A 19,360-nucleotide genomic window follows, 5' to 3' on the forward strand; every position below is an offset into this window, starting at 1 on the left:
CATCTGCTCCCGCCCCCAATCCGGATGCCTCATGACCCTTTCCCCTGCGACGAATTCCCGGCCTGCCACGCCGCCTCTCCACCCCGAACCGGAGGAAGACGCTCGGGCGGTGCAACTCGGCAGAATTCATCAGCTGTTGCAGATCACCATCCTTCTGACCGTCCTGGTCGTCTCGATCTGGCTGATCGGCGACGTGCTGATGGTCGTGTTCGCCGCGACGCTGATGGCGGTCATCCTGCATAATCTGGCCGCCATCGTCGAACGACGCATGCGCCTGCCGTACTGGCTGGCCCTGAGCCTGGTGGTTGTCGCCCTGCTGGCCGCGATCGGCGGCGTGTTGTGGAGCAGCGGTCCAGCCATCTCCGAACAGGCGACGCGGCTGCGCGTCGCCCTGACGACCCAGGCCCATTCCCTGCGCGATCAGTTGAATGCCAGCTCGCTGGGCAGAACGGTGCTGGACCATCTGCCGCAATCGCTCGGCGGAAACCAGGCCGAAGGCGGCGACAGCGGCATGGGGACGCGGATCGCCGGGTCGATGACGGGCTTCCTGTCATCGGCTTTCGGTGCGGCGGGCACGCTGGCGGTGATCCTGATCGCGGGCCTTTATTTCGCGCTGGCACCGACGCTTTACGTCAATGGCGCGCTACGCCTGATCCCGCCGACGCATCGTCCGCTGGCGCGCACGCTGCTGCTGACGGCCGGGCGGACGCTGTGGGCCTGGACGGCGGGCCAGGCGCTGGACATGCTGGTGGTGGGTATCCTGTCCTCGCTGGGCCTGTGGTTCATCGGCGTACCCCTGGCCCTGGCGCTGGGGATCGTCGCGGGGCTGGCCAATTTCATCCCCTATATCGGCGCGTTCATCGGCGCTGTCCCGGCCATCCTGCTGGGCTTCTCCCAGGGAACGCGCGAAGGGGTGATGGTCGCGGCCCTGTATGGCGCCATCCAGTTCTTCGAAGGCAATGTGATGGCGCCCCTTATCCAGCGGCATGCGGTGCAGATGCCGCCCGGCCTGACCATCCTGTCACAGACGGTCTTCGGCACGATCCTGGGCATGCCCGGACTGATCCTGGCCTCTCCCCTCACCGCCGCGCTGCTGGCCGTCATGGACGAGGCGACGCCCAAGCTGAACGACGAGGACCGGGTATGACCTGTCGCGCCTGAAATTCAGCCCCCGGACGAGGGAAGGAACGGCCGGACGTCCAGGCCGCGCATGCCGGCATGCGCGGCGGCGGCCAGGCCTTCGGTGCTGTCTTCCAGCACCAGGCAGGCGGCGGGGGAAACGCCCAGCCGTCGCGCGGCCTCCATGAACAGGTCGGGCGCGGGTTTCGGCCGGGCCACGTCGTCGATCGTGACCACGGTATCGAACAGCGACAGCAAGCCGGTGCGGGTCAGCGACGCGGTCACGACTTCGCGCGATCCGCTGGAGGCGACCGCCATCGGCAGTACCGTCCGGAAGCGGCGCGCGACATTCGCGACGACCGCGATTTCAGTCAGGCTGCCCATGTCCGCCAGCGCACCGGCACGTGCCGCGCGCACAACGGCCGTGCGGTCGACCGCACGGCCGATCTCGGCCTCCAGCACGTCCAGCACCATCTGTTCCGACAGGCCGCCCCGGCCCCGGAACCAGTCCGGCGCCACGGAATGGCCGACGACCGTGTCGAAGGCGCCCAGCCACGCGCGCAGGTACAACGGCAGCGTATCGACCAGGGTGCCGTCGCAATCGAAGATCAGCGCCCCTGTATCCGAGGGGACGACGATCATGGGAAGGCGGACCGTTCATAGGGCTGCTGGTCCACCATGCGGCGCAGGGTGGCGAAATCGCGGTCCGGGAATTTCTGGATCCGGATCACGCTGCCCGGCCTGTCTTCCAGGAAAACGGTATCGTTCCAGTCCGCGGCGCTGATTCCGGTCCAGAGGGTGATGGTGTACGGCGCCGCCTTGCCGTCCGGCCCGGCCGGGCGATCCGCCGTCAGCACCATCGTCGCGTCGCCGCTGGACGGCGGCGTCTGGCCCAGCGGCCCCCAGCCGCCATGATGATGGTCCAGCCAGTCATTGACCGTCCGGATTTCGTTGGCCGACAGCACGCGCTGGGTCCGCATGGGGCCGACGCTGATGGTGCCCGCCGTCATCCGCGGGAAATTGAGCGGCCGGAAATTCGGAACCGCGAACGACCACAACACCGCCGAGGTACCGACTGTGATCGCCAGGAAGCCCAGCAGATATGCCGTTTCCCGTTTCATGTCTCGTCTCTTTTCTCGTCTTATCCGCGAACGGCCGCAATCACCCTGGCAACGTCCGCGTCCGTCAGTTCGGGGTGGATGGGCAGCGCGAGAATACGGGCTGACAGGTCTTCGGCAACCGGTAAAGACGTACCATCATGATGCGCCTGGTATGCGGGCTGCAGATGCAGCGGGCGCGGGTAATAGATCGCCGAGGGCACGCCGCGCGCGCGCAGGCGGTCCTGAAGGGCCGCGCGCTCGGCCTCGTCCTTCAACAGGATCGCATAGATGGCCCAGGCGCTGCGGGAGTCCGGCACCCGCGCCGGCGTTACCACGGCCCCCTCCAGACCCGAATCGTACGCCGAGGCGATGGCATCGCGACGGTCCAGTTCGTCCTCGAACCCGTCCAGCTTCGCCAGCAGGATGGCGGCTTGCAAAGTATCCAGCCGCCCGTTCATGCCGGTGCGCAGGACCTCGTACCGGGTCTTGCCCTCGCCATGCGTGCGCAGCGACCGGTAGAGATCGGCCCGTTCCGCGTCGTCCGTCAGAATCGCGCCTCCATCGCCATAGCCGCCCAGCGGCTTGGACGGGAAGAAGGACAATGTCGTCGCGGTCGCTTCCCGCCCCAGCTTGCGTCCCGCCAGGGCGCCGCCGAAGGATTGCGCGCAATCGTCCATCAGGAACAGGCCCTCGCGTTCCGCGATCGCACGCAGCGCCTGCCACGGTGCCGGCTGGCCGAACAGGTCGACGCCGATGATCGCGCGCGGACGCAATTCCCCACGTGCGCGGACATCGGCGATCCGACGTTCCAGGCTGGCCGGGTCGATCTGGAATGTCCGAGGGTCGACATCGACAAAAACGGGGGTGGCATTCAGCAGCAACGGCACCTCGGCCGTCGCAGTGTAGGTGAACGCCGGCAGGAACACCGCATCGCCCGGTCCGATTCCCTCGGCCATCAACACGATCTGGATCGCATCGGTACCCGACGACACGCCCACGCAATGGCCCGCCCCGGCATAATCCGCCAGCGCGTGCTCCAGTTCCACGACCTCGGGCCCCATCACGAAACGGCAATGATCCAGGACGGTATCGATCCGCTTGCGGATCGCATCCCCCAGGCGGGCCTGCTGGGCCGGAAGGTCGAGGAAGGCAATGGTGGGCGGGCAGGCGGACGGATCGGGGGCGGTCATGTCGTCATGGTCCTTTCGGCGGCGGTACGCCCGGCAAGGTTATCGCGCACGTCCCCCGACGGGTTATGGGCGAATTCGGGAACGAGGCCTTCGATCAGCGCAAGGATCCGCGTGGTGTCGGCGACGTGGCAGGCGGCTTCCAGCCGGTCGATCACCATCCCCACATCGTGCCGGTCCACCATGCGCGGGGTCGCCATCTTCAGGCCGGGATGGTCCGTGGGAACCGGGGCCTCGCGTCCATGGAACAGTTCCTCGAACAGTTTTTCGCCCGGCCGCAGCCCGGTGAACCGGATCGGCACGTCCTCGTCGGGGCGCAGTCCGGCCAGGCGGATCATCTGGCGGGCCAGGTCGACGATCTTCACCGGCTTGCCCATGTCCAGCACGAAGATCCCGCCCCCGCGCAGTAGCGTATCCGTCCCGCTGCCCTCGCGCAGGCGGATCGTCCCGCGCACGCTGGCCTGCAGGACCAGGCCGACCGCTTCGGACACCGTCATGAAGTAGCGCTGCATGTCGGGATGGGTGACCGTCAGGGGGCCCCCACGTTCCAATTGCCGGCGAAACAGCGGCACCACCGATCCGGTCGAACCCAGCACATTGCCGAAACGGACCGTGACGCATCGCATCGCATCGGGCCGTCCCCCCGCGCGGGCCTCGACATCCAGGGCCTGGCAATACATTTCGGCTGCGCGTTTGGAGGCCCCCATCAGGCTGGACGGATTGACCGCCTTGTCGGTGGAAATCATCACCATCGCCTGCGTGCCATTGCGCGATGCCGCATCGGCGACGATCCGCGTGCCGACCACATTGGTCAGCGTGCCCTCGCACGGGTTGGCCTCGACCATCGGCACATGTTTCAGCGCCGCCGCGTGGAAGACCAGATGGGGACGGTACTGTGCACAGACCTGCTCGATCCGGTCGCGATCACGGATATCGGCCAGGATTGCCTTCCGGCGGATATCCGGCGCGCGTTCCGACAGTTCCAGGTCGATCTGCCACAAGGCGAATTCGCCATGATCCAGCAGGATCAGATGGCCTGGCGCATAATGGGCGATCTGCCGCGCAAGTTCCGAACCGATCGACCCCCCGGCGCCCGTCACCAGCACGGTGCGGCCGCGCAGTAGCGCCGCCATCCCCGCATGGTCCAGCCCGACCTGGGGCCGGTTCAGCAGGTCCTCGATCGCAACCGGACGCAGCTCCAGCCGGTCGGCCGGGGTCAGGTCGGTCAGCACCGGCGTGCGCTGGACCGCGATCATATGGCGTTCGGCGGCCCGCATGACCTCCGCCAGGCCTTCGCCGCGAAAATCGGTGTCGGTCACGATCAGCCGCTCGGGCGCGCCGCCGTCGGCGATCACCCGGTCCAGGATGTCATCGATCGCCTGGACATGGCCCAGGATCGGAATGCCGTGGATACGCCGCCCCGCCTGCTGGCGGCCCTGCGTCAGGATGCCCGTGACCCGAAATCGCGGGGCCGGATCGCGTTCCACGGCCCGAATGAACAGGTCGGCGGACACGTCTGCACCGATCAGGATCACCTGGCTCGACGCTTCGTGCCGGGAGGGGCGGCGGTGGGACAGCCGGTAGACGATTCGCACCCCCCCCATCAGCACCAGAAGGACCAGTGCGTGGATGATGGGGAATGTGGGGCTGGGAATCGGAAAGCCGGTCAGGCGAAGGCCCAGAGTGAACAGGATGGCACTGGCAATCGACGCCCCGGCAATTCCCAACAGATCTCCGACGCCGGAAAACCGCCAGTATTGCAGCGGCACCCGGAAGGGCAGGCCGCTGATCACCAGGGTGATCGCCCCGCCCGCCAGGAACCATAACGGATGCAGAAGCCCGCCATGCGGATCGGCCAGCCAGCGCGCCAATGGCGCCGACAGTGCAGCAAGAGCGCCGTCCAGCAGGATATTGACGGCGATTCGGTTGACCGGACGCAGCCTGTCAGCAGACTGCCGGGTATCAGGGCATTGCGAGGCCATTATCCCGTCCGTATAGCCGAGCCACCTCCATGCTAGAAGCAGCCATCATGACAAATTCCCGCGGCGCATGAACGATCCGTCCCTGCCCCCCTTTATGCCCTTCGCGATTCTTCTGGTCGCGACCTGGATTTCTGCCGCCCTGATGGTCCTGGGCGCGATCCGGCTGAATGTGCTGGACCATCCCGGCCACCGCAGTTCCCATACGCGGCCGACGCCGAAGGGCGGGGGAATCGGCATTACCGCCGCCTTTGTCGTGGCGGTTCCGATCGGGCGGCACCTCGACGGCCTGCCCGTCCTGTCGGTCGCCGCCTTCGGCATGATCGCGGCGACGACCGTCCTGGCCGTCATTTCCTGGCTGGACGACGTGTATCAATGGCGGGCCGCCATCAAGCTGGCCACCCAGTTCGTCGCCGCCGCGATCCTGGTCGTGACGGGAACCCGCCTGTCCGGCGTGGCGGGGCAAGCAGGGGACGTCGTCCTGTCGGTGGTCTGGGTGGTCTATGTGACCAATGCGGTCAATTTCATGGATGGGCTGAACGGCCTGGCGTCCGGGACGATCATGATCGCATGTCTGATCATGGCCTGCGTGGCGCCGATCCCCGCCGTCGCCGTACCCGCCCTGGTGCTGACGGCGGCGATTGCGGGCTTCATTCCCTTCAATTTTCCCTCCGCGCGCATCTTCATGGGCGACGTCGGGAGCCAGAGCTGCGGTGTGCTGATCGGCGCCTTCGGCCTGATGTTCGCCGCCAATGGATCGGAGGCCGGAGTAGCGGTGCCGGGAACCTGGGTGCCCGGAGAGTGGGGGCACGGAGCTTGGGCGAGTGTACCGCTTTTGATGTCGGGCCTGCTCTATGACGTCACCCTGACCTTGTTTCGCCGCTGGCGGGCTGGAGCGCGCCTGACAGAGAGCCACAGGGACCATCTCTATCAACTGGCGACCCAGCGGGGCATGGCCCCTGCCCTGGTGACACTGATCCATTGGGGATTCGTCATATGGGGCGGGGTCCTCATGGTCGCGGTGTTGCAGGGCTGGTGCGGCCCGGGCCCGGCCCTGCTGCTGGTCCTGCCGCCGCAGATCCTGTGGACATGGTTGGTCCTCATCCGGATGCGACGCGGAACGCCTCGAAACGCATGAAGCCGGGCCGGGCCGGGTCGAACGTTACTTGACCAGCGTCAGTTCCAGCCCCTGCGCCGCGCCGGCCAGCCGCGCGCCCTTCGAAACCGTATCGATGCGGATCGTGACGCCGTTGCCGTTGTGCAGCAACGACCCGCCGACCCCGTTGCCCAGAGTCGCCTCGCCATTTCCGGCGACGTAGCTGCCGTTGAAATCATGCAGGTGCTTCAGGTTATAGACCGTGCCCGTCCCTTCGACCGAGGAATAGCCGACCGCGGCGATCGATCCGCCCTTGACCGAGAACCGATAGGTATGGTGCCCGTAGGTCAGGGTCCCGGACCCCCAGGTCCAGCCGACGCCGACATCGGCGGATTTGGCGACCAGCCGGATGTGCCCGGAAGGCGTGCCAAGTTCGTCGGCCGCCAGCGCGGACGCGCCCAGAAGCGGAGTCGCAAGAATAGCCACGGCGGCCAAGCGTGATGCCAGTCGCATGTTCGGATGCCTTGCTTGTTGTCTGGATAAGCGGGCCCGTGCGACGCGCAGACGCGACCGCCGGGCCTTGTTCGTCAGGCTGCCCGGCCCTCGATCGGGCCAGTGGCCATCCGTCCCATGCGTGGGGCGGATGGCCTGTGGCGATGATCAGCCGGCGGCGCGACGCGGTGCGCGTTCTTCGCCCCGGGCGGCCTTGCCGGCGCGACCCGTGGCCGGCACGCCAGCCGCCTCGTTCATGATGGACCGCAGTTCCCGCAGATAGGCCGCGCCCTTCAGCGTCCGCTGCACCAGGACCGACCGGCGATCCATCGGATCGACCTTGCGGCGCGCGAGGTCGAGTTCGCCGAGGCGATCCAGGGCGCGCGTGATCGCGGGCTTGGACACGTTCAGGGCCGAGGCCAGCCCCCGCACCGTGTGGGCCCCTTCCTGCAGGTAGCAGGTCAGGAAGACGCCCAGCTGGCGGGCGGACAGGTCGGGCCCGTCACGACGCACCATGGAAACCACGGTATCGCGGAGCGTGTTGATCAGCTGGTCGGATGTCGTCGATGTCTGTGCCATTGTAAAAAACCTTTCCTGTCGGGCCACCAACAGGCCCTGTCTGTCGTAGATCGGAGCGCCCCCTCGGGCGGCCCTTCATCCTGTCCTGACGGCTATATAGTTTCAGAATGCGGCACATATAAGTCGCTTGGTACGGATTAGTTCGTTCTCCATATCGTTACTTCACTGTTGCTGCCTGTCCGTGACATTAAGAATTCGCAACAATGATGCATACAGGGCCCGCAAGGCAGGTGTTTCACCCCCCTCCGGACGGCCGGAACGGTAATTATCGTTCCACGCATATGTATCGATATGTGCCCAGCGCACGCCTGTTTTGATGAAATTCCGCAAAAAAAGGGCCGCCGTGACCGCCCCGGCCATGGGTTTGGCCGACACATTGTTCAAATCCGCCACCGGACTCCGCAGCCAGTCGGCATATCCATCCCACAGGGGCAGCCGCCACAGGGGATCGTGGCACGCGCGGCCGGCCTCCAGAATCATGTCGGCCACCGAATCATCGTTGCTGAACAGCGCCGGCAGGTCGGGACCAAGCGCCACCCGGGCGGCGCCGGTCAGGGTCGCGGCATCCACCAGCAGGGCCGGCAGGCTCTCGCAGGCTTCGCTCAACAGGTCGCACAGGACCAGGCGTCCCTCGGCATCTGTGTTGCCGATTTCCACCGTCAGGCCGGATCGTGTCGTTACAACATCCGACGGGCGCATCGCCTCGCCCGAAATGCTGTTCTCCACGCAGCCCAGCCGCAGTTCCAGCCGCACGGGCAGGTCGCGTGTCATGATCAGCTGGGCCATCGCCAGCATCAGCGCGGCCCCGCCCATGTCCTTCTTCATGCGCAGCATCGACGATGCGGGCTTGATGTCGTAGCCGCCGGTGTCGAAGCAGACCCCCTTTCCCACCAGGGACAGCAGCGGCGCGTCGTCGCCGGCCTGCGTGCCGCGCCAGTGTGCGACCACAACCTTGGGGGCGCGGGCCGATCCGGCCCCGACATGGGCGATGGTCGGGTAGGCCTGGGCCAGGTCCCGTCCCTTCACGATCCGGACGTCCGCGCCCAGCGGTTCCAGGGCCTGGCGCGCGGCGCGTGCCAGTTCGGACGGCCCCATCAGGTTCGGCGGGGTATTGATCAGGTCCCGGCCCAGCCGGATGGCGCGTGCCACCTCGGCACCAGCCGCGCCACCGGACGGCACGATCAGGCGGGCGACGTCAGGCGTCTCCTCCACTTTCCGGCCGAACGCAGGCATCCGATAGGCGCCGAGACAGAATCCCAGCACGGCGGTGGCTGGCGCCAGCCCGTCGGGAAGCGCGATCGTCCACGGCCCCGGGGGCAATGCGCCGGCCAGGCCGCCGAACAGGAACGGGTCGGTGCGGTCGCCGGCGCCCAGCACCGCCGCCGCCACACCGCCGTTTCCGGGGACGAGGGCCAGTTCCCCTGCCCGCCCGCGGAACCCCGACTCCCGCAGGAACGCCGCCCCGGAGTCGCCGATTCGGGTCGCCAGGTCACCGGCGTCGGCCTGGCGGAGCACATGTACCGTCCGTGTCCGCGCGCGCCTGCCGCGGGTCGCCGGCAGCAGGCACGAAAAATCTTCTACGGACATGACAAACCTCCCGGATCCTTTTGGACGTCCTGTAGGCGCAGCCTGCGTCCATGCAGGCGCCGGCGCAACCATTGGCGGACAATTCCACAGAATGTCGCGGGTTTTGCTTGCATTCCGCCCTGCGTCATCTGAGCATGCGGACATGACGGGTGTACCCATGGGGGCAGGCCCCCTTCGCGCCGCGCGCCGCTCCTCCGGCCCAGCTGTCGCCTCGCGCGTCAGGGCGGTTCTTGGCCCGACCAATACCGGCAAGACGCACCTGGCGATCGAACGGCTGCTGGCCCATTCCAGCGGCATCATCGGTTTTCCCCTGCGCCTGCTGGCCCGCGAGAATTATGAACGGATGGTGGCCGCCAAGGGCACCGGCGCCGTTGCCCTGATCACCGGCGAGGAAAAGATCGTTCCCCCCGGCGCGCGCTGGTTTTCCTGCACCGTCGAGGCCATGCCCCTGGACCGGATGGCGGAATTCGTCGCGGTGGACGAAATCCAGCTCTGCGCCGATCCTGATCGTGGGCATGTCTTCACCGACCGGCTGCTGCATGCGCGCGGCCTGGTGGAGACGATGTTCCTGGGCGCCGAGACGATTCGCCCGTTGCTGCGCCGCCTGGTGCCAGGGGTGGAAATCGAAAGCCGTCCCAGGCTTTCTCAACTGACCCATGTCGGGGCCAGCAAGCTGACCCGCCTGCCCCCCCGTTCGGCAATCGTCGCGTTCTCGGCGACCGAGGTCTATGCCATCGCCGAACTGATCCGCCGACGCCGGGGCGGGTGCGCGGTGGTCATGGGCCAGTTGTCGCCCCGCACGCGCAACGCACAGGTCGCCCTCTATCAGGATCGCGAGGTGGATTACCTGGTCGCGACCGACGCGATCGGCATGGGCCTGAACATGGATGTCAACCATGTCGCCTTCGCCGGCCTGTCGAAGTTCGACGGGTCCCGGGCGCGGGGCCTGACATCGGCCGAAATCGCCCAGATCGCCGGGCGCGCCGGACGCGGGATGCGCGACGGCACCTTCGGCAGCACCGGCACGTGCCCCGCCTTGCCGGACGAGGTGGCCGAGGCGGTTGAAACGCACCGCTTCGACCCGATCGAACGCCTGTTCTGGCGCAACAGCGCCCTCGATTTCTCCAGTCCCGAAGCCCTGCTGGACAGCCTGAACCGTCCCCCGCCAACGTACGGGCTGACCGCCGGCAACGAAGCATCGGACGTGCTGACATTGTCCAGCCTGTCCGCAATTCCGGATATCCGGGCCCTGGCGCGATCCTCCGGCGCCACGCGGCTGTTGTGGGAAGCCTGCCAGATCCCGGATTTCAGGAAACTGGGGGATGAGACCCATACCCGTCTGTGCGCGCGCATCTTCACCCATGTCATCCGCGACGGAGATGTTCCCGCAGCCTGGATGGACTCCCAGATCGCGGCGTTTGCGCGGCCCGAGGGCGATATCGATTCGCTCATGCACCGCCTGTCGGGGATCCGCGTCTGTTCCTATATCGCGGCGCGCAGGGACTGGGTCCGTAATGCCGAGCACTGGCAGGCCCGCGCGCGGGACGTCGAAGATCAATTGTCGGACGCGCTGCATGAACGGCTGACGGCGCGTTTCGTCGACCGTCGCGCCGCCTCGCTGATCCGGCGCCTGGACGAATCCTCGGGCGGGGACGAACTGCTGTCCGCCGTCACGTCCCAGGGTGAGGTCGTGGTCGAGGGGCATCCGGTCGGCAGGGTCGCCGGGCTGGATCTGGCACCGGATCCGGACTGTGAGCATCCTGACCGGCGCCTGTTGCTGCGTGCCGCGCGGCGGGCATTGCGCGCGGAAATTCCGCGCCGCGTGCACAGCCTGACCACCGCGGGGGACGAGGCGTTCGATATCTCGCCCGACGGGCGGTGTCTGCTTTGGGACGGCGCCCCGATTGCCCGGCTGCGCGGTGGCGACGACCTGCTGCGTCCGCGGATCGAGGTGCTCGACAACGCCTTCCTGGACGGCGCGCAGCGCGAGAGGATCCGCGCCCGCCTGGCGGCGTGGCTGGACCGACAGGTCCAGGACGTCATGGCGCCGCTCTTTGCCGCCCGTGCCGCAGTGGAGCACGATCCGGCACTGCGCGGTATCCTGCATCGCCTGATGGAACAGGGGGGGGTCGCGATCGGCGGCGACCCCGTGGCCCCGATCCTGCGCGGGCGGTTGAAGGCGCTGGGGGTCCGGGTCGGGCGTCATGCTGTACTGATGCCTTCCCTGCTGCGTCCCGCCGCCATGCGGCTGCGTGCCGTCCTGATGGCGGCGCGGGCGGGACGGCCACTTCCCGCCATGCCGCCTGCCGGTGCGGTGTCCATACCGGTGGACGAGAATCGGGATCCGATGCTGACCCGCATGGGCTGGATCCTGGCCGGTCCCATACGCCTGCGCCTGGACATCGCCGAAAAATTGTCGGCGGAACTGCGCTGGCGTGCGCGCAACGGCCCCGTTCCCCTGCCCGACGGCCTGCCGTCGCGCCTGGGCGTCCGGCCCGAGGCTGTGGCCGCCATCCTGAAGGCGCTCGACATCCCTGTGCGTGCCGCGCGCCCATTGAAGGAGTGCGAATATGGGCCGGCGGTTCCCCCCATGCTGGCCGCTACGCCCGAGGTCCGGCGGCGTCAACGCCACCAGCATCGCACCGCATCGGCCCCTGCGGCGACGTCCGATATTGTCGAAGCGGCCATGCCGGTGCCGATCGTCGCCCGGTCCCGGCCGGGCAACGATCGACGCGTGCCCACCGTGCCCGATGGCCCGTTCGCCGTCCTCGCGGTGCTGAAGAAGCGCCAGTCGTCGTGAGGCGTGATGCACGCGGGGACGCCAACCCGCAGGAGGCGCAGAGGCTGGACCTGTGGCTGTGGTGCGCGCGCTTCGCCCGCAGCCGTCCCGATTGCGCCCGCATCGCCGAGGCCGGCGCGGTGCGGATCAATCGTCAGCGCACCGAGAAGGCCCATGCCCTGGTGCGGCCGGGGGATATCCTGACCCTGCCCGGCCCCGGCGGACGGGGCGTCGTGGTCCTGAGGATCGTCGCGTTGGCCGCGCGACGCGGGCCGGCCCCCGCGGCCCGCCTGCTGTATGACATCGTGCCGGAACAGGTCCCGCCCCCGTCGGTCGCGGCCGGATAAGGCGAACGCACCGGGTGGCACGGTCTTTGACTTGCCATGGCGTCAAAAGACTTTCATATCTGCGCGCATTGTAGGCGAGGACCAGCATGGCCGGCCCCCTCGCAGGACCCCTATGGCTGGCGACGTCATGCCAGCCTCCAGATGATCGGAGACGAACGATGACCTACGTGGTCACCGAAAACTGCATCCGCTGCAAATTCATGGACTGTGTCGAGGTGTGCCCGGTCGACTGCTTCTATGCCGGCGACAATTTCCTCGTCATCAATCCCGACGAGTGCATCGATTGCGGCGTGTGCGAGCCCGAATGTCCGGCGGAGGCCATCGTCCCCGACAGCGACGACCGCGCGGCGGCCTGGGCCGAGATCAACGCCAGCTATTCCGTCAAATGGCCCAACATCACCCGCAAGGGCACGCCCCCGGCTGACGCCGAGGAGTGGAAGGACAAGCCGAACAAGAAGGACCTGCTGTCCGCCGAGCCGCATAAGGACTGAGGCAGCCCACGACATCCGGATCGGCGGAGGTGCCTCCTCCGCCGATTGCCCCCATCGGGGCCTGCGAACATGGAACATGGAAAAGGGCCGGTGAGGATGATCCTCACCGGCCCTTTTCCATATCCAGCATCCGGACCGCCGAGACGGTCCGGATAACCGGGCCCGCGGTCGCGACCGCGGGCACCGGGGATCAGCGCGACATCATGTTGATCGCGGTGTCATGCATGATGAACAGCGTACCACCGATCAGGATCGCGACGGACATGACGGTGAAGGCAAAGGCCATCACGTTCCAGCGCTGCGCCGACGATCCGTTCATGTGGAGGAAGAACACCAGATGAACGACGACCTGCACGACTGCCAGGACCGCAATCGCGGCAATGGTACCGGCCGGAGAGAAGCTGTGGGCCATGACCAGCCCGAAAGCAGCCGCCGTCAGCAGGACGGCAATCACGAACCCGGTAAGGTAAGACCCTACGCTTCCGTGGCTCTCGCCCGAATGGGCTGTATGTGCATCAGCCATCAGATCACACTCATCAGATAGACAAAGGTGAAGACACAGATCCAGACGATGTCCAGGAAGTGCCAGAACAGGCTCAGGCAGGTGAGCTTGTTCATCATCCGCTCGGACAGGACCGTCTTGCCCGTGGACTGGACCATGAGGACCGCCATCCACAGAAGACCGCACGTGACGTGCAGGCCGTGCGTGCCCACCAGCGTGAAGAACGACGACAGGAACGCGCTGCGATCCGGGCCGTTGCCTTCGGCGACCATGTGGGAAAATTCACGGATTTCCATGAACAGGAAGCCCAGGCCGAGGAGGAACGTGACCGCCAGCCACATCCGCATCGTGCCCAGCTTGTTCTGGTGGGCCGAGATCATGCCGAAACCGTAGGTGATCGAGCTGACCAGCAGGATCGCGGTTTCGATTCCGACACCCGAAAGGTCGAAGAGTTCCTTGCCGGTAGGACCACCGGCAAACTGGTTCCGCATCACCGCGAACACTGCGAACAGCGTTCCGAAGATGAGGCAGTCCGTCATCAGATACAGCCAGAACCCGAACACCACGGGAGATTCGTGGTGTTCGTCGTGGGCATGGGCCGCATCAACTGTCATATCGTGCGCCATTATTCCGCCGCCTGTGCTGCCATGAGGTTACGAGTATGCTCGTTCTCGATACGGGCAACTTCCGACACCGGCACGTAGTAGTCGACATCGTTGTTGCTGCTCCGCGCGATCACCGTCGCGATGACGCCGATCAGGCCGATAGCCGCAAGCCACCAGATATACCAGATCGCAGCAAAGCCGAGGACCAGGCTGAACGCACCGACGAAGAAACCGGCTGAGGTGTTCTTCGGCATGTGGATCGGCTGATAGTCCGCACCGGCCGCGCGCGTGTCGATGCCAGCTTCCTTGTCGTGGGCGAAGGCGTCGAGGTCATGCACCGTCGGGACGACGGCGAAGTTGTAGAACGGCGGCGGCGAAGAGGTCGACCATTCCAGCGTGCGCGCATTCCACGGATCGCCCGTCAGGTCACGGTTTTCCGCCAGGTTCCGGTCACGGATGGAGACATACAGCTGCGTCAGCTGGCAGACGATGCCGCATGCGATCAGCACGGCGCCGAATTCGGCGACCAGCAGCCACGGATACCAGTCCGGATTGTCATAGTGGTTCATGCGACGGGTCATGCCCATGAAGCCGAGGACATAGAGCGGCATGAACGCGAAGTAGAAGCCGATGAACCAGAACCAGAACGCCCGCTTGCCCCAGGCCTCGTTCAGCTTGAAGCCGAAGGCCTTCGGGAACCAGAAGTTCATGGCCGCGACATAGCCGAAATACACACCGCCGATGATCACGTTGTGGAAGTGGGCGATGACGAACAGGCTGTTATGCAGGACGAAGTCGGCGGCCGGGATGGCGAGCATCACGCCGGTCATGCCACCGATGGTGAAGGTGATCATGAAGCCGATCACCCAGTACATGGTCGCGTGGAATTCGACGCGGCCCTTATACATGGTGAACAGCCAGTTGAAAATCTTCACGCCCGTCGGGATCGCGATGATCATCGTCATGATGCCGAAGAACGCGTTGACGTTCGGGCCGGCGCCCATGGTGAAGAAATGGTGGACCCACACGACCAGCGACAGCACCATGATGGAGCAGGTCGCATAGACCATCGTGTTGTAGCCGAACAGCGGCTTGCGCGAGAAGGTCTGCGTGATTTCGGAGAACGCGCCGAAGGCAGGCAGGATCAGGATGTAGACTTCCGGATGGCCCCAGGCCCAGATCACGCTCAGATAGAGCATCTGGTTGCCGCCGCCGTCATTGGTGAAGAAGTGCATGCCCAGATAGCGGTCGAGGCCCAGCAGACCCAGCGCCACCGTCAGGATGGGGAACGCCACCATGATCAGAACTGTCGTGCAGAAGATGGTCCAGGTGAACACCGGCATCTTCATGTAGGTCATGCCCGGCGCGCGCATCTTCACGATGGTGGTGAAGAAGTTGACACCCGTCAGCAGGGTGCCGACACCCGACAGCTGCACCGCCCAGATATAGTAGTCGACACCGACACCGGGGCTGAACTGCGATTCGGACAGCGGGGGATAGGCCAGCCAGCCGCACTGCGAGAACTCACCGATGAACAGCGAGACGTTGATCAGCACGAAGCTGACCGTGGTCATCCAGAAGCTGAGCGAGTTCAGGAACGGGAAGGCCACGTCGCGCGCACCGATCTGCAGCGGGACGATCACGTTCATGAGCCCGGTCATGAACGCCATCGCCATGAAGAAGATCATGATGGTGCCGTGGGCGGAGAAGATCTGGTCGTAGTGATGCGGCGGCAGATAGCCCGGGTTGCCGGCATAGGCCAGCGCGAGCTGCGAGCGCATCATGATGGCGTCCGCGAAGCCGCGGAACAGGGCCACCAGCGCCAGGACGATGTACATCACGCCCAGGCGCTTGTGGTCGACCGAGGTCAGCCACTCTTTCCAGAGGTAGCCCCACTTGCCGTAATAGGTGATGAGGCCGAGCACCGCCAGGCCCGCGATCGCGGCGCCAGCGAATGTTCCAACGAGAATCGGCACATCAAACGGGATGTCCGACCAGCTTAATTTTCCTAACATCTGTCCTATTCCTTCATATTCATGTCGGACATCGCGGACTGCACATGCATCATCTTGCCGGTGCTCTTATCCATGACCATGCCGTTGTTGTACTTGGCCACGATCCCGTCAAAGAGCCCCGGTTCGGCATGTGAGAAATATTCGACCGGGTTCGCCTCGCTCGGCGCCGCCAGCTTCGGATAGTTGGAGCTGTCGAGCTGTTCGGAGGACGCCTTCACCTTCTGGACCCAGGCGGCGTAATCGTCGTTGCTCAGCGCCAGTGCGCGGAAGCGCATGTCGGAGAATCCGCGGCCGCTGAAGTTCGCGGACTCGCCCGCGTAGTTGCCAGCCTCGTTCGAGATCAGGTGAAGCTGCGTCTGCATGCCCGCCATGGCATAGACCATGGAGCCCAGCTGCGGGATGAAGAACGAGTTCATGACCGAGTCCGAGGTGATCCGGAATTCGACCGGGGTGTTCACCGGGAAGGCCATCTGGTTGACGGTGGCAATGCCCTCGTCCGGATAGACAAACAGCCATTTCCAGTCGAGCGCCACGACATCGACATGGATGGGCTTCACGTTCGCCTCTTCATCGATCGGGCGATACGGATCCAGCGACATGCAGGTCTGGTAGGTCAGGACCGCCAGGAACAGGATGATGAGGCTGGGAACGACCCAGATCACGATCTCGATCTTGTTGGAATGCGACCATTTCGGCAGGTATTCGGCGCTCGTGTTCGATTGCCGGTACTGCCAGGCGAACAGCAGCGTCAGGACGATGACCGGCACGACGACCAGCAGCATCGCATAGGTCGAGGTCAGGATCAGGCTCTTTTCCTGAACGCCGATCACGCCTTTGGGGTTGAGGGTATCCCAGTCACATCCCGCCAAGAGGAACGCTGAGGACAAACTTAATAAACTCGATAGTCTTGGCAAGATTTTTTTCTTCATCTCACGCCTCGTTGGTTTCGACATCACCCTTGCTCATATGCTCGCTTCGTCCACGGGCCCAAACAATCACGGTCACGCTTCATGTACGTCACGGGACCGGAGTCCCGGCCCCGACATCCCGCAGTGCCTCACTTCAAGTGACATCCAGCCTTCGTCCACCCTTCATATCGGAATATGAGGTCTTCGTCGGTTCGGTCCCGTCATGAGTATCGTTGTGCCTTCCGGCCATGATCTCGATCAAGGATTCCGATCCGACGGCAGCCTCATACTCCGGCTTCGGATGGGAACGGGTAGCAGTGCCGCCTTGTGGTCTGAAGCGTCTCTCTGCGCAGTTACCCTTTCGTACAGTTCTCTATCTGCCTTATCCGTCCGGAACGACCTCGCAGGCAAGACTTCACGCAATGTTTCTGTTTATTTCATACTGAACTGGTCCAGTTTTTATAAAGTTCTTTATTTCAGTATGTTATACGTGATGATCTTCGATCACATACACGTCATCGCACTTTTTCCGAGGAAGAATAAGTCTTATTTTAGCCTAATTTGCGGCCCCGATTTCCGGGAACGTTTTTGATTTGTTCCCATCCCGCAGCCGAACAAAAAAAGCCCCGCCGAATTGGCGGGGCTCTTCGTTGATTCGCTGCGAATATCGCGGCGGGCAATTGTCCTGGATCAGTTGTCCTGGTTGCTGCGTACGCCCATGAACTGCAGCAGGAACTGGAACAGGTTGATGAAATTCAGATACAGCGCCAGCGCGTCATACACGCTCCGCTTGGCCGCGCCTTCCGGCCCCTCGTAATAGGCGAATTGCTGGTAGCTCAGCTTGATGCGCTGGGTGTCGAACGCGGTAAGGCCGACGAAGATAAAGACGCCGACGATGCTGTAGAGGAACGCCAGGCCCGAGCTGCGCAGGAACATGTTGACGACGCCGGCGATCACCAGGCCGAACAGTCCCATGATCAGGAACGAGCCGAACCGCGTCAGGTCCGTCTTGGTGACGTAACCCCAGATCGACATCGCCGCGAACGTCCCGGCGGTTACAAAGAAGACGCGAACCACCGAAACACCGGTGAAGGTCATGAGAATGCTGGACAGGCTTGCACCCATCACCGCGCAAAACAGCCAGAACAGAGTCTGGACGGTCTGACGCGAAAGGCGGTTCACGCCCAGCGACATCACCAGCACGAAGCCGAGGGGGGCAATCATCGCCAGCATGCCGAGGCCGGTCGGACGCACCGCGACGCCCATCTCGGTCACGACCTCGCTGAAGAACGCCGCGCGTAGCCCCGTGTTGGCAATCAGGAACGCCACGATGCCGGTCAGCACCAGGCCAGACGCCATCCAGTTGTAGACGCGCAGCATATAGGCACGCAGTCCCAGGTCGAGCACCCCGGCGCCTGCACCGGCGCCGGCGGGTCGGGACATTGTCCGAAAATCCGGGCTGAAAGCCATGTCATCCTTCCTTGTCCGGACAGTCCGGACATATTGCTCTTGTGATGTGGGGCCCGAAACGATCAATTCAAGGAAAAAAGGGCCGCCACTCGAATTACCATCTGTAAATCTTGGCGGCTGACGTCGCGCATTACGACCTGACCACCCTACCTCTTGCATTGTATTATATATGCAACGGGCAGGCGAGTGGAGCCTTTCTCCTGCGATATCAGAGGGCAGAGTCGGCCGATGAGACTTTTCGTCGCCTTGGAGATTGTATCCCCCCTGCGTGAGGCCATTGCGGCCCTGCGCGGAAGCCTTCCCGATATCAGGTGGGCCGATCCCGAGACATATCACCTGACCCTGCGCTTCATCGGCGAGGTCCCAAGCCGACCGGCGCAGGAAGACATCCACCATGCGCTGTCGGCCATCCACGCGCGCCCCTGCCCCCTGATCCCCGAACCGCCCGGCCTGTTCGAGCAGAATGGCGGACAGGGCATGCTTTGGGTCGGCATTGCCAGGACCGATCCGCTGCTGCATCTCCAGAAGAAGATCGACACCGCGTTACGGCGCTCGGCCGGGGTGCCAGTCGAACGCCGGCGCTTCCTGCCGCATGTCACGATCGGTGCCGGTCCGCGGCTTCCTGACGGGACGATGTCAGCGTGGCTGGCCCATTATGCGAGGACCCCGCTGCCCACCATGCAAGCGACCCGTTTCACGCTGTTCCAATCCCTGCGCGGTGCCGGGCGTCCCGTTTATGAAGCGATGGCCGAATACCCGTTCGCATCATAACTCCCTTTATTTGATGGGGAATAAACCGCAAATCGAGTCGCCGATTTATGCTTTTCGCGTATATTTCCAATGTGATTAATAAATATTAATTTATATGTAGGCTTAACCTCAATCCGAGCCACCCGCAGTCGACCGCCGTTTATCAGGCGCGTGCCGGGAAACCGGCTGCCAGGCGTTCCCTCCTGGTCATGCAGGATACGCATCCTTCGCATTCGTGTGACACCGGAACACTAAAACGTCAGGAGACGGCCGAAATCGTCACATTATTGTCTGAACAAGCCGGATGCGCCCCATGTCGGGACGGTCCGGGGCCGGAACTATCCGGTTTTTCTT

Annotated in this window: 18 protein-coding genes; 6 read left to right on the forward strand and 12 right to left on the reverse strand. The window is 64.7% G+C overall.

Annotated elements, in window-relative coordinates:
• Positions 1–31 precede the first annotated feature (31 nt).
• Positions 32–1,147 carry an AI-2E family transporter gene (locus HLH28_RS09350; RefSeq protein WP_182958088.1) on the forward strand — a complete coding sequence of 372 codons (1,116 nt, stop codon included), beginning with the start codon at positions 32–34 and terminating at the stop codon, positions 1,145–1,147.
• A 17-nt stretch (positions 1,148–1,164) separates the two neighbouring features.
• On the opposite strand, the gene HLH28_RS09355 is transcribed toward HLH28_RS09350, so the two are convergent.
• From HLH28_RS09355 to HLH28_RS09370, 4 genes are read right to left on the reverse strand one after another with little or no spacing between them, the layout of a single operon-like run.
• The gene (locus HLH28_RS09355) at positions 1,165–1,761 is read right to left on the reverse strand and encodes an HAD family hydrolase (RefSeq protein ID WP_182958091.1); all 597 of its coding nucleotides are present in this window, start codon (positions 1,759–1,761) and stop codon (positions 1,165–1,167) included.
• Positions 1,758–2,240, reverse strand: a complete 483-nt coding sequence (locus HLH28_RS09360) for a hypothetical protein (protein WP_182958094.1) — start codon at positions 2,238–2,240, stop codon at positions 1,758–1,760. Before HLH28_RS09360 ends, HLH28_RS09355 begins: the two co-directional genes overlap by 4 nt.
• Before the next feature lie 20 nt (positions 2,241–2,260).
• Positions 2,261–3,409, reverse strand: coding sequence for a DegT/DnrJ/EryC1/StrS family aminotransferase (locus HLH28_RS09365; protein WP_182958096.1), 1,149 nt, complete (start codon positions 3,407–3,409; stop codon positions 2,261–2,263).
• A complete protein-coding gene (locus HLH28_RS09370) occupies positions 3,406–5,388 on the reverse strand; it encodes a polysaccharide biosynthesis protein (RefSeq protein ID WP_182958099.1) in 1,983 nt (660 codons plus the stop codon). Before HLH28_RS09370 ends, HLH28_RS09365 begins: the two co-directional genes overlap by 4 nt.
• A gap of 67 nt (positions 5,389–5,455) precedes the next feature.
• Between HLH28_RS09370 and HLH28_RS09375 the strand changes: the two genes are divergently transcribed.
• Positions 5,456–6,523 carry a glycosyltransferase family 4 protein gene (locus HLH28_RS09375; protein WP_182958101.1) on the forward strand — a complete coding sequence of 356 codons (1,068 nt, stop codon included), beginning with the start codon at positions 5,456–5,458 and terminating at the stop codon, positions 6,521–6,523.
• A 24-nt stretch (positions 6,524–6,547) separates the two neighbouring features.
• Here the strand turns inward: HLH28_RS09375 and HLH28_RS09380 are convergent, their stop codons facing one another.
• From HLH28_RS09380 to HLH28_RS09390, 3 genes are all read right to left on the reverse strand, one after another.
• The gene (locus HLH28_RS09380; RefSeq protein ID WP_182958103.1) at positions 6,548–6,994 is read right to left on the reverse strand and encodes a hypothetical protein; all 447 of its coding nucleotides are present in this window, start codon (positions 6,992–6,994) and stop codon (positions 6,548–6,550) included.
• Positions 6,995–7,141: 147 nt separating this feature from the next.
• The gene (locus HLH28_RS09385) at positions 7,142–7,552 is read right to left on the reverse strand and encodes a MarR family transcriptional regulator (protein WP_182958104.1); all 411 of its coding nucleotides are present in this window, start codon (positions 7,550–7,552) and stop codon (positions 7,142–7,144) included.
• 162 nt (positions 7,553–7,714) lie between these two features.
• Entirely contained in the window at positions 7,715–9,139 is a 1,425-nt protein-coding gene (locus HLH28_RS09390) for a leucyl aminopeptidase family protein (protein WP_246395883.1), read from the reverse strand.
• A 142-nt stretch (positions 9,140–9,281) separates the two neighbouring features.
• On the opposite strand from HLH28_RS09390, the gene HLH28_RS09395 reads away from it, so the two are divergent.
• From HLH28_RS09395 to fdxA, 3 genes are all read left to right on the forward strand, one after another.
• Complete coding sequence (locus HLH28_RS09395) at positions 9,282–11,939, forward strand: helicase-related protein (RefSeq protein ID WP_182958108.1); 2,658 nt, start codon at positions 9,282–9,284, stop codon at positions 11,937–11,939.
• The gene (locus HLH28_RS09400; protein WP_182958110.1) at positions 11,936–12,265 is read left to right on the forward strand and encodes a S4 domain-containing protein; all 330 of its coding nucleotides are present in this window, start codon (positions 11,936–11,938) and stop codon (positions 12,263–12,265) included. The genes HLH28_RS09395 and HLH28_RS09400 overlap by 4 nt, the downstream gene beginning before the upstream one ends.
• 158 nt (positions 12,266–12,423) lie before the next feature.
• A complete protein-coding gene (gene fdxA, locus HLH28_RS09405) occupies positions 12,424–12,756 on the forward strand; it encodes a ferredoxin FdxA (protein ID WP_182958112.1) in 333 nt (110 codons plus the stop codon).
• 190 nt (positions 12,757–12,946) lie between these two features.
• On the opposite strand, the gene cyoD is transcribed toward fdxA, so the two are convergent.
• The 5 genes from cyoD to HLH28_RS09430 form a co-directional block, all read right to left on the reverse strand.
• Positions 12,947–13,279: a cytochrome o ubiquinol oxidase subunit IV gene (gene cyoD, locus HLH28_RS09410; RefSeq protein ID WP_182958113.1), complete on the reverse strand. Its 333-nt coding sequence runs from the start codon at positions 13,277–13,279 to the stop codon at positions 12,947–12,949.
• Positions 13,279–13,884, reverse strand: a complete 606-nt coding sequence (gene cyoC / locus HLH28_RS09415; RefSeq protein WP_182958116.1) for a cytochrome o ubiquinol oxidase subunit III — start codon at positions 13,882–13,884, stop codon at positions 13,279–13,281. The genes cyoD and cyoC overlap by 1 nt, the downstream gene beginning before the upstream one ends.
• Positions 13,884–15,878, reverse strand: coding sequence for a cytochrome o ubiquinol oxidase subunit I (cyoB, locus tag HLH28_RS09420; RefSeq protein ID WP_182958119.1), 1,995 nt, complete (start codon positions 15,876–15,878; stop codon positions 13,884–13,886). The genes cyoC and cyoB overlap by 1 nt, the downstream gene beginning before the upstream one ends.
• Positions 15,879–15,883: 5 nt before the next feature.
• A complete protein-coding gene (gene cyoA, locus HLH28_RS09425; protein ID WP_182958122.1) occupies positions 15,884–16,807 on the reverse strand; it encodes a ubiquinol oxidase subunit II in 924 nt (307 codons plus the stop codon).
• Positions 16,808–17,476: 669 nt separating this feature from the next.
• Entirely contained in the window at positions 17,477–18,256 is a 780-nt protein-coding gene (locus HLH28_RS09430) for a Bax inhibitor-1/YccA family protein (protein WP_182958124.1), read from the reverse strand.
• Between the two features lie 228 nt (positions 18,257–18,484).
• On the opposite strand from HLH28_RS09430, the gene thpR reads away from it, so the two are divergent.
• Positions 18,485–19,027 carry an RNA 2',3'-cyclic phosphodiesterase gene (gene thpR / locus HLH28_RS09435; protein WP_182958127.1) on the forward strand — a complete coding sequence of 181 codons (543 nt, stop codon included), beginning with the start codon at positions 18,485–18,487 and terminating at the stop codon, positions 19,025–19,027.
• The last annotated feature ends 333 nt before the right edge of the window (positions 19,028–19,360 follow it).

The organism is Gluconacetobacter tumulisoli, from assembly GCF_014174155.1.
GTDB lineage: Bacteria > Pseudomonadota > Alphaproteobacteria > Acetobacterales > Acetobacteraceae > Gluconacetobacter > Gluconacetobacter tumulisoli.

Coding starts and splice junctions, on each gene's coding strand:
- HLH28_RS09360 (WP_182958094.1), bottom strand. CDS start 2,240: ATGAAACGGGAAACGGCATATCTGCTGGGCTTCCTGGCGATCACAGTC.
- cyoA (WP_182958122.1), bottom strand. CDS start 16,807: ATGAAGAAAAAAATCTTGCCAAGACTATCGAGTTTATTAAGTTTGTCC.
- thpR (WP_182958127.1), top strand. CDS start 18,485: ATGAGACTTTTCGTCGCCTTGGAGATTGTATCCCCCCTGCGTGAGGCC.
- cyoB (WP_182958119.1), bottom strand. CDS start 15,878: ATGTTAGGAAAATTAAGCTGGTCGGACATCCCGTTTGATGTGCCGATT.
- HLH28_RS09430 (WP_182958124.1), bottom strand. CDS start 18,256: ATGGCTTTCAGCCCGGATTTTCGGACAATGTCCCGACCCGCCGGCGCC.
- cyoC (WP_182958116.1), bottom strand. CDS start 13,884: ATGGCGCACGATATGACAGTTGATGCGGCCCATGCCCACGACGAACAC.
- HLH28_RS09390 (WP_246395883.1), bottom strand. CDS start 9,139: ATGTCCGTAGAAGATTTTTCGTGCCTGCTGCCGGCGACCCGCGGCAGG.
- fdxA (WP_182958112.1), top strand. CDS start 12,424: ATGACCTACGTGGTCACCGAAAACTGCATCCGCTGCAAATTCATGGAC.
- HLH28_RS09350 (WP_182958088.1), top strand. CDS start 32: ATGACCCTTTCCCCTGCGACGAATTCCCGGCCTGCCACGCCGCCTCTC.
- HLH28_RS09380 (WP_182958103.1), bottom strand. CDS start 6,994: ATGCGACTGGCATCACGCTTGGCCGCCGTGGCTATTCTTGCGACTCCG.
- HLH28_RS09365 (WP_182958096.1), bottom strand. CDS start 3,409: ATGACCGCCCCCGATCCGTCCGCCTGCCCGCCCACCATTGCCTTCCTC.
- HLH28_RS09385 (WP_182958104.1), bottom strand. CDS start 7,552: ATGGCACAGACATCGACGACATCCGACCAGCTGATCAACACGCTCCGC.
- cyoD (WP_182958113.1), bottom strand. CDS start 13,279: ATGGCTGATGCACATACAGCCCATTCGGGCGAGAGCCACGGAAGCGTA.
- HLH28_RS09370 (WP_182958099.1), bottom strand. CDS start 5,388: ATGGCCTCGCAATGCCCTGATACCCGGCAGTCTGCTGACAGGCTGCGT.
- HLH28_RS09375 (WP_182958101.1), top strand. CDS start 5,456: ATGAACGATCCGTCCCTGCCCCCCTTTATGCCCTTCGCGATTCTTCTG.
- HLH28_RS09355 (WP_182958091.1), bottom strand. CDS start 1,761: ATGATCGTCGTCCCCTCGGATACAGGGGCGCTGATCTTCGATTGCGAC.
- HLH28_RS09395 (WP_182958108.1), top strand. CDS start 9,282: ATGACGGGTGTACCCATGGGGGCAGGCCCCCTTCGCGCCGCGCGCCGC.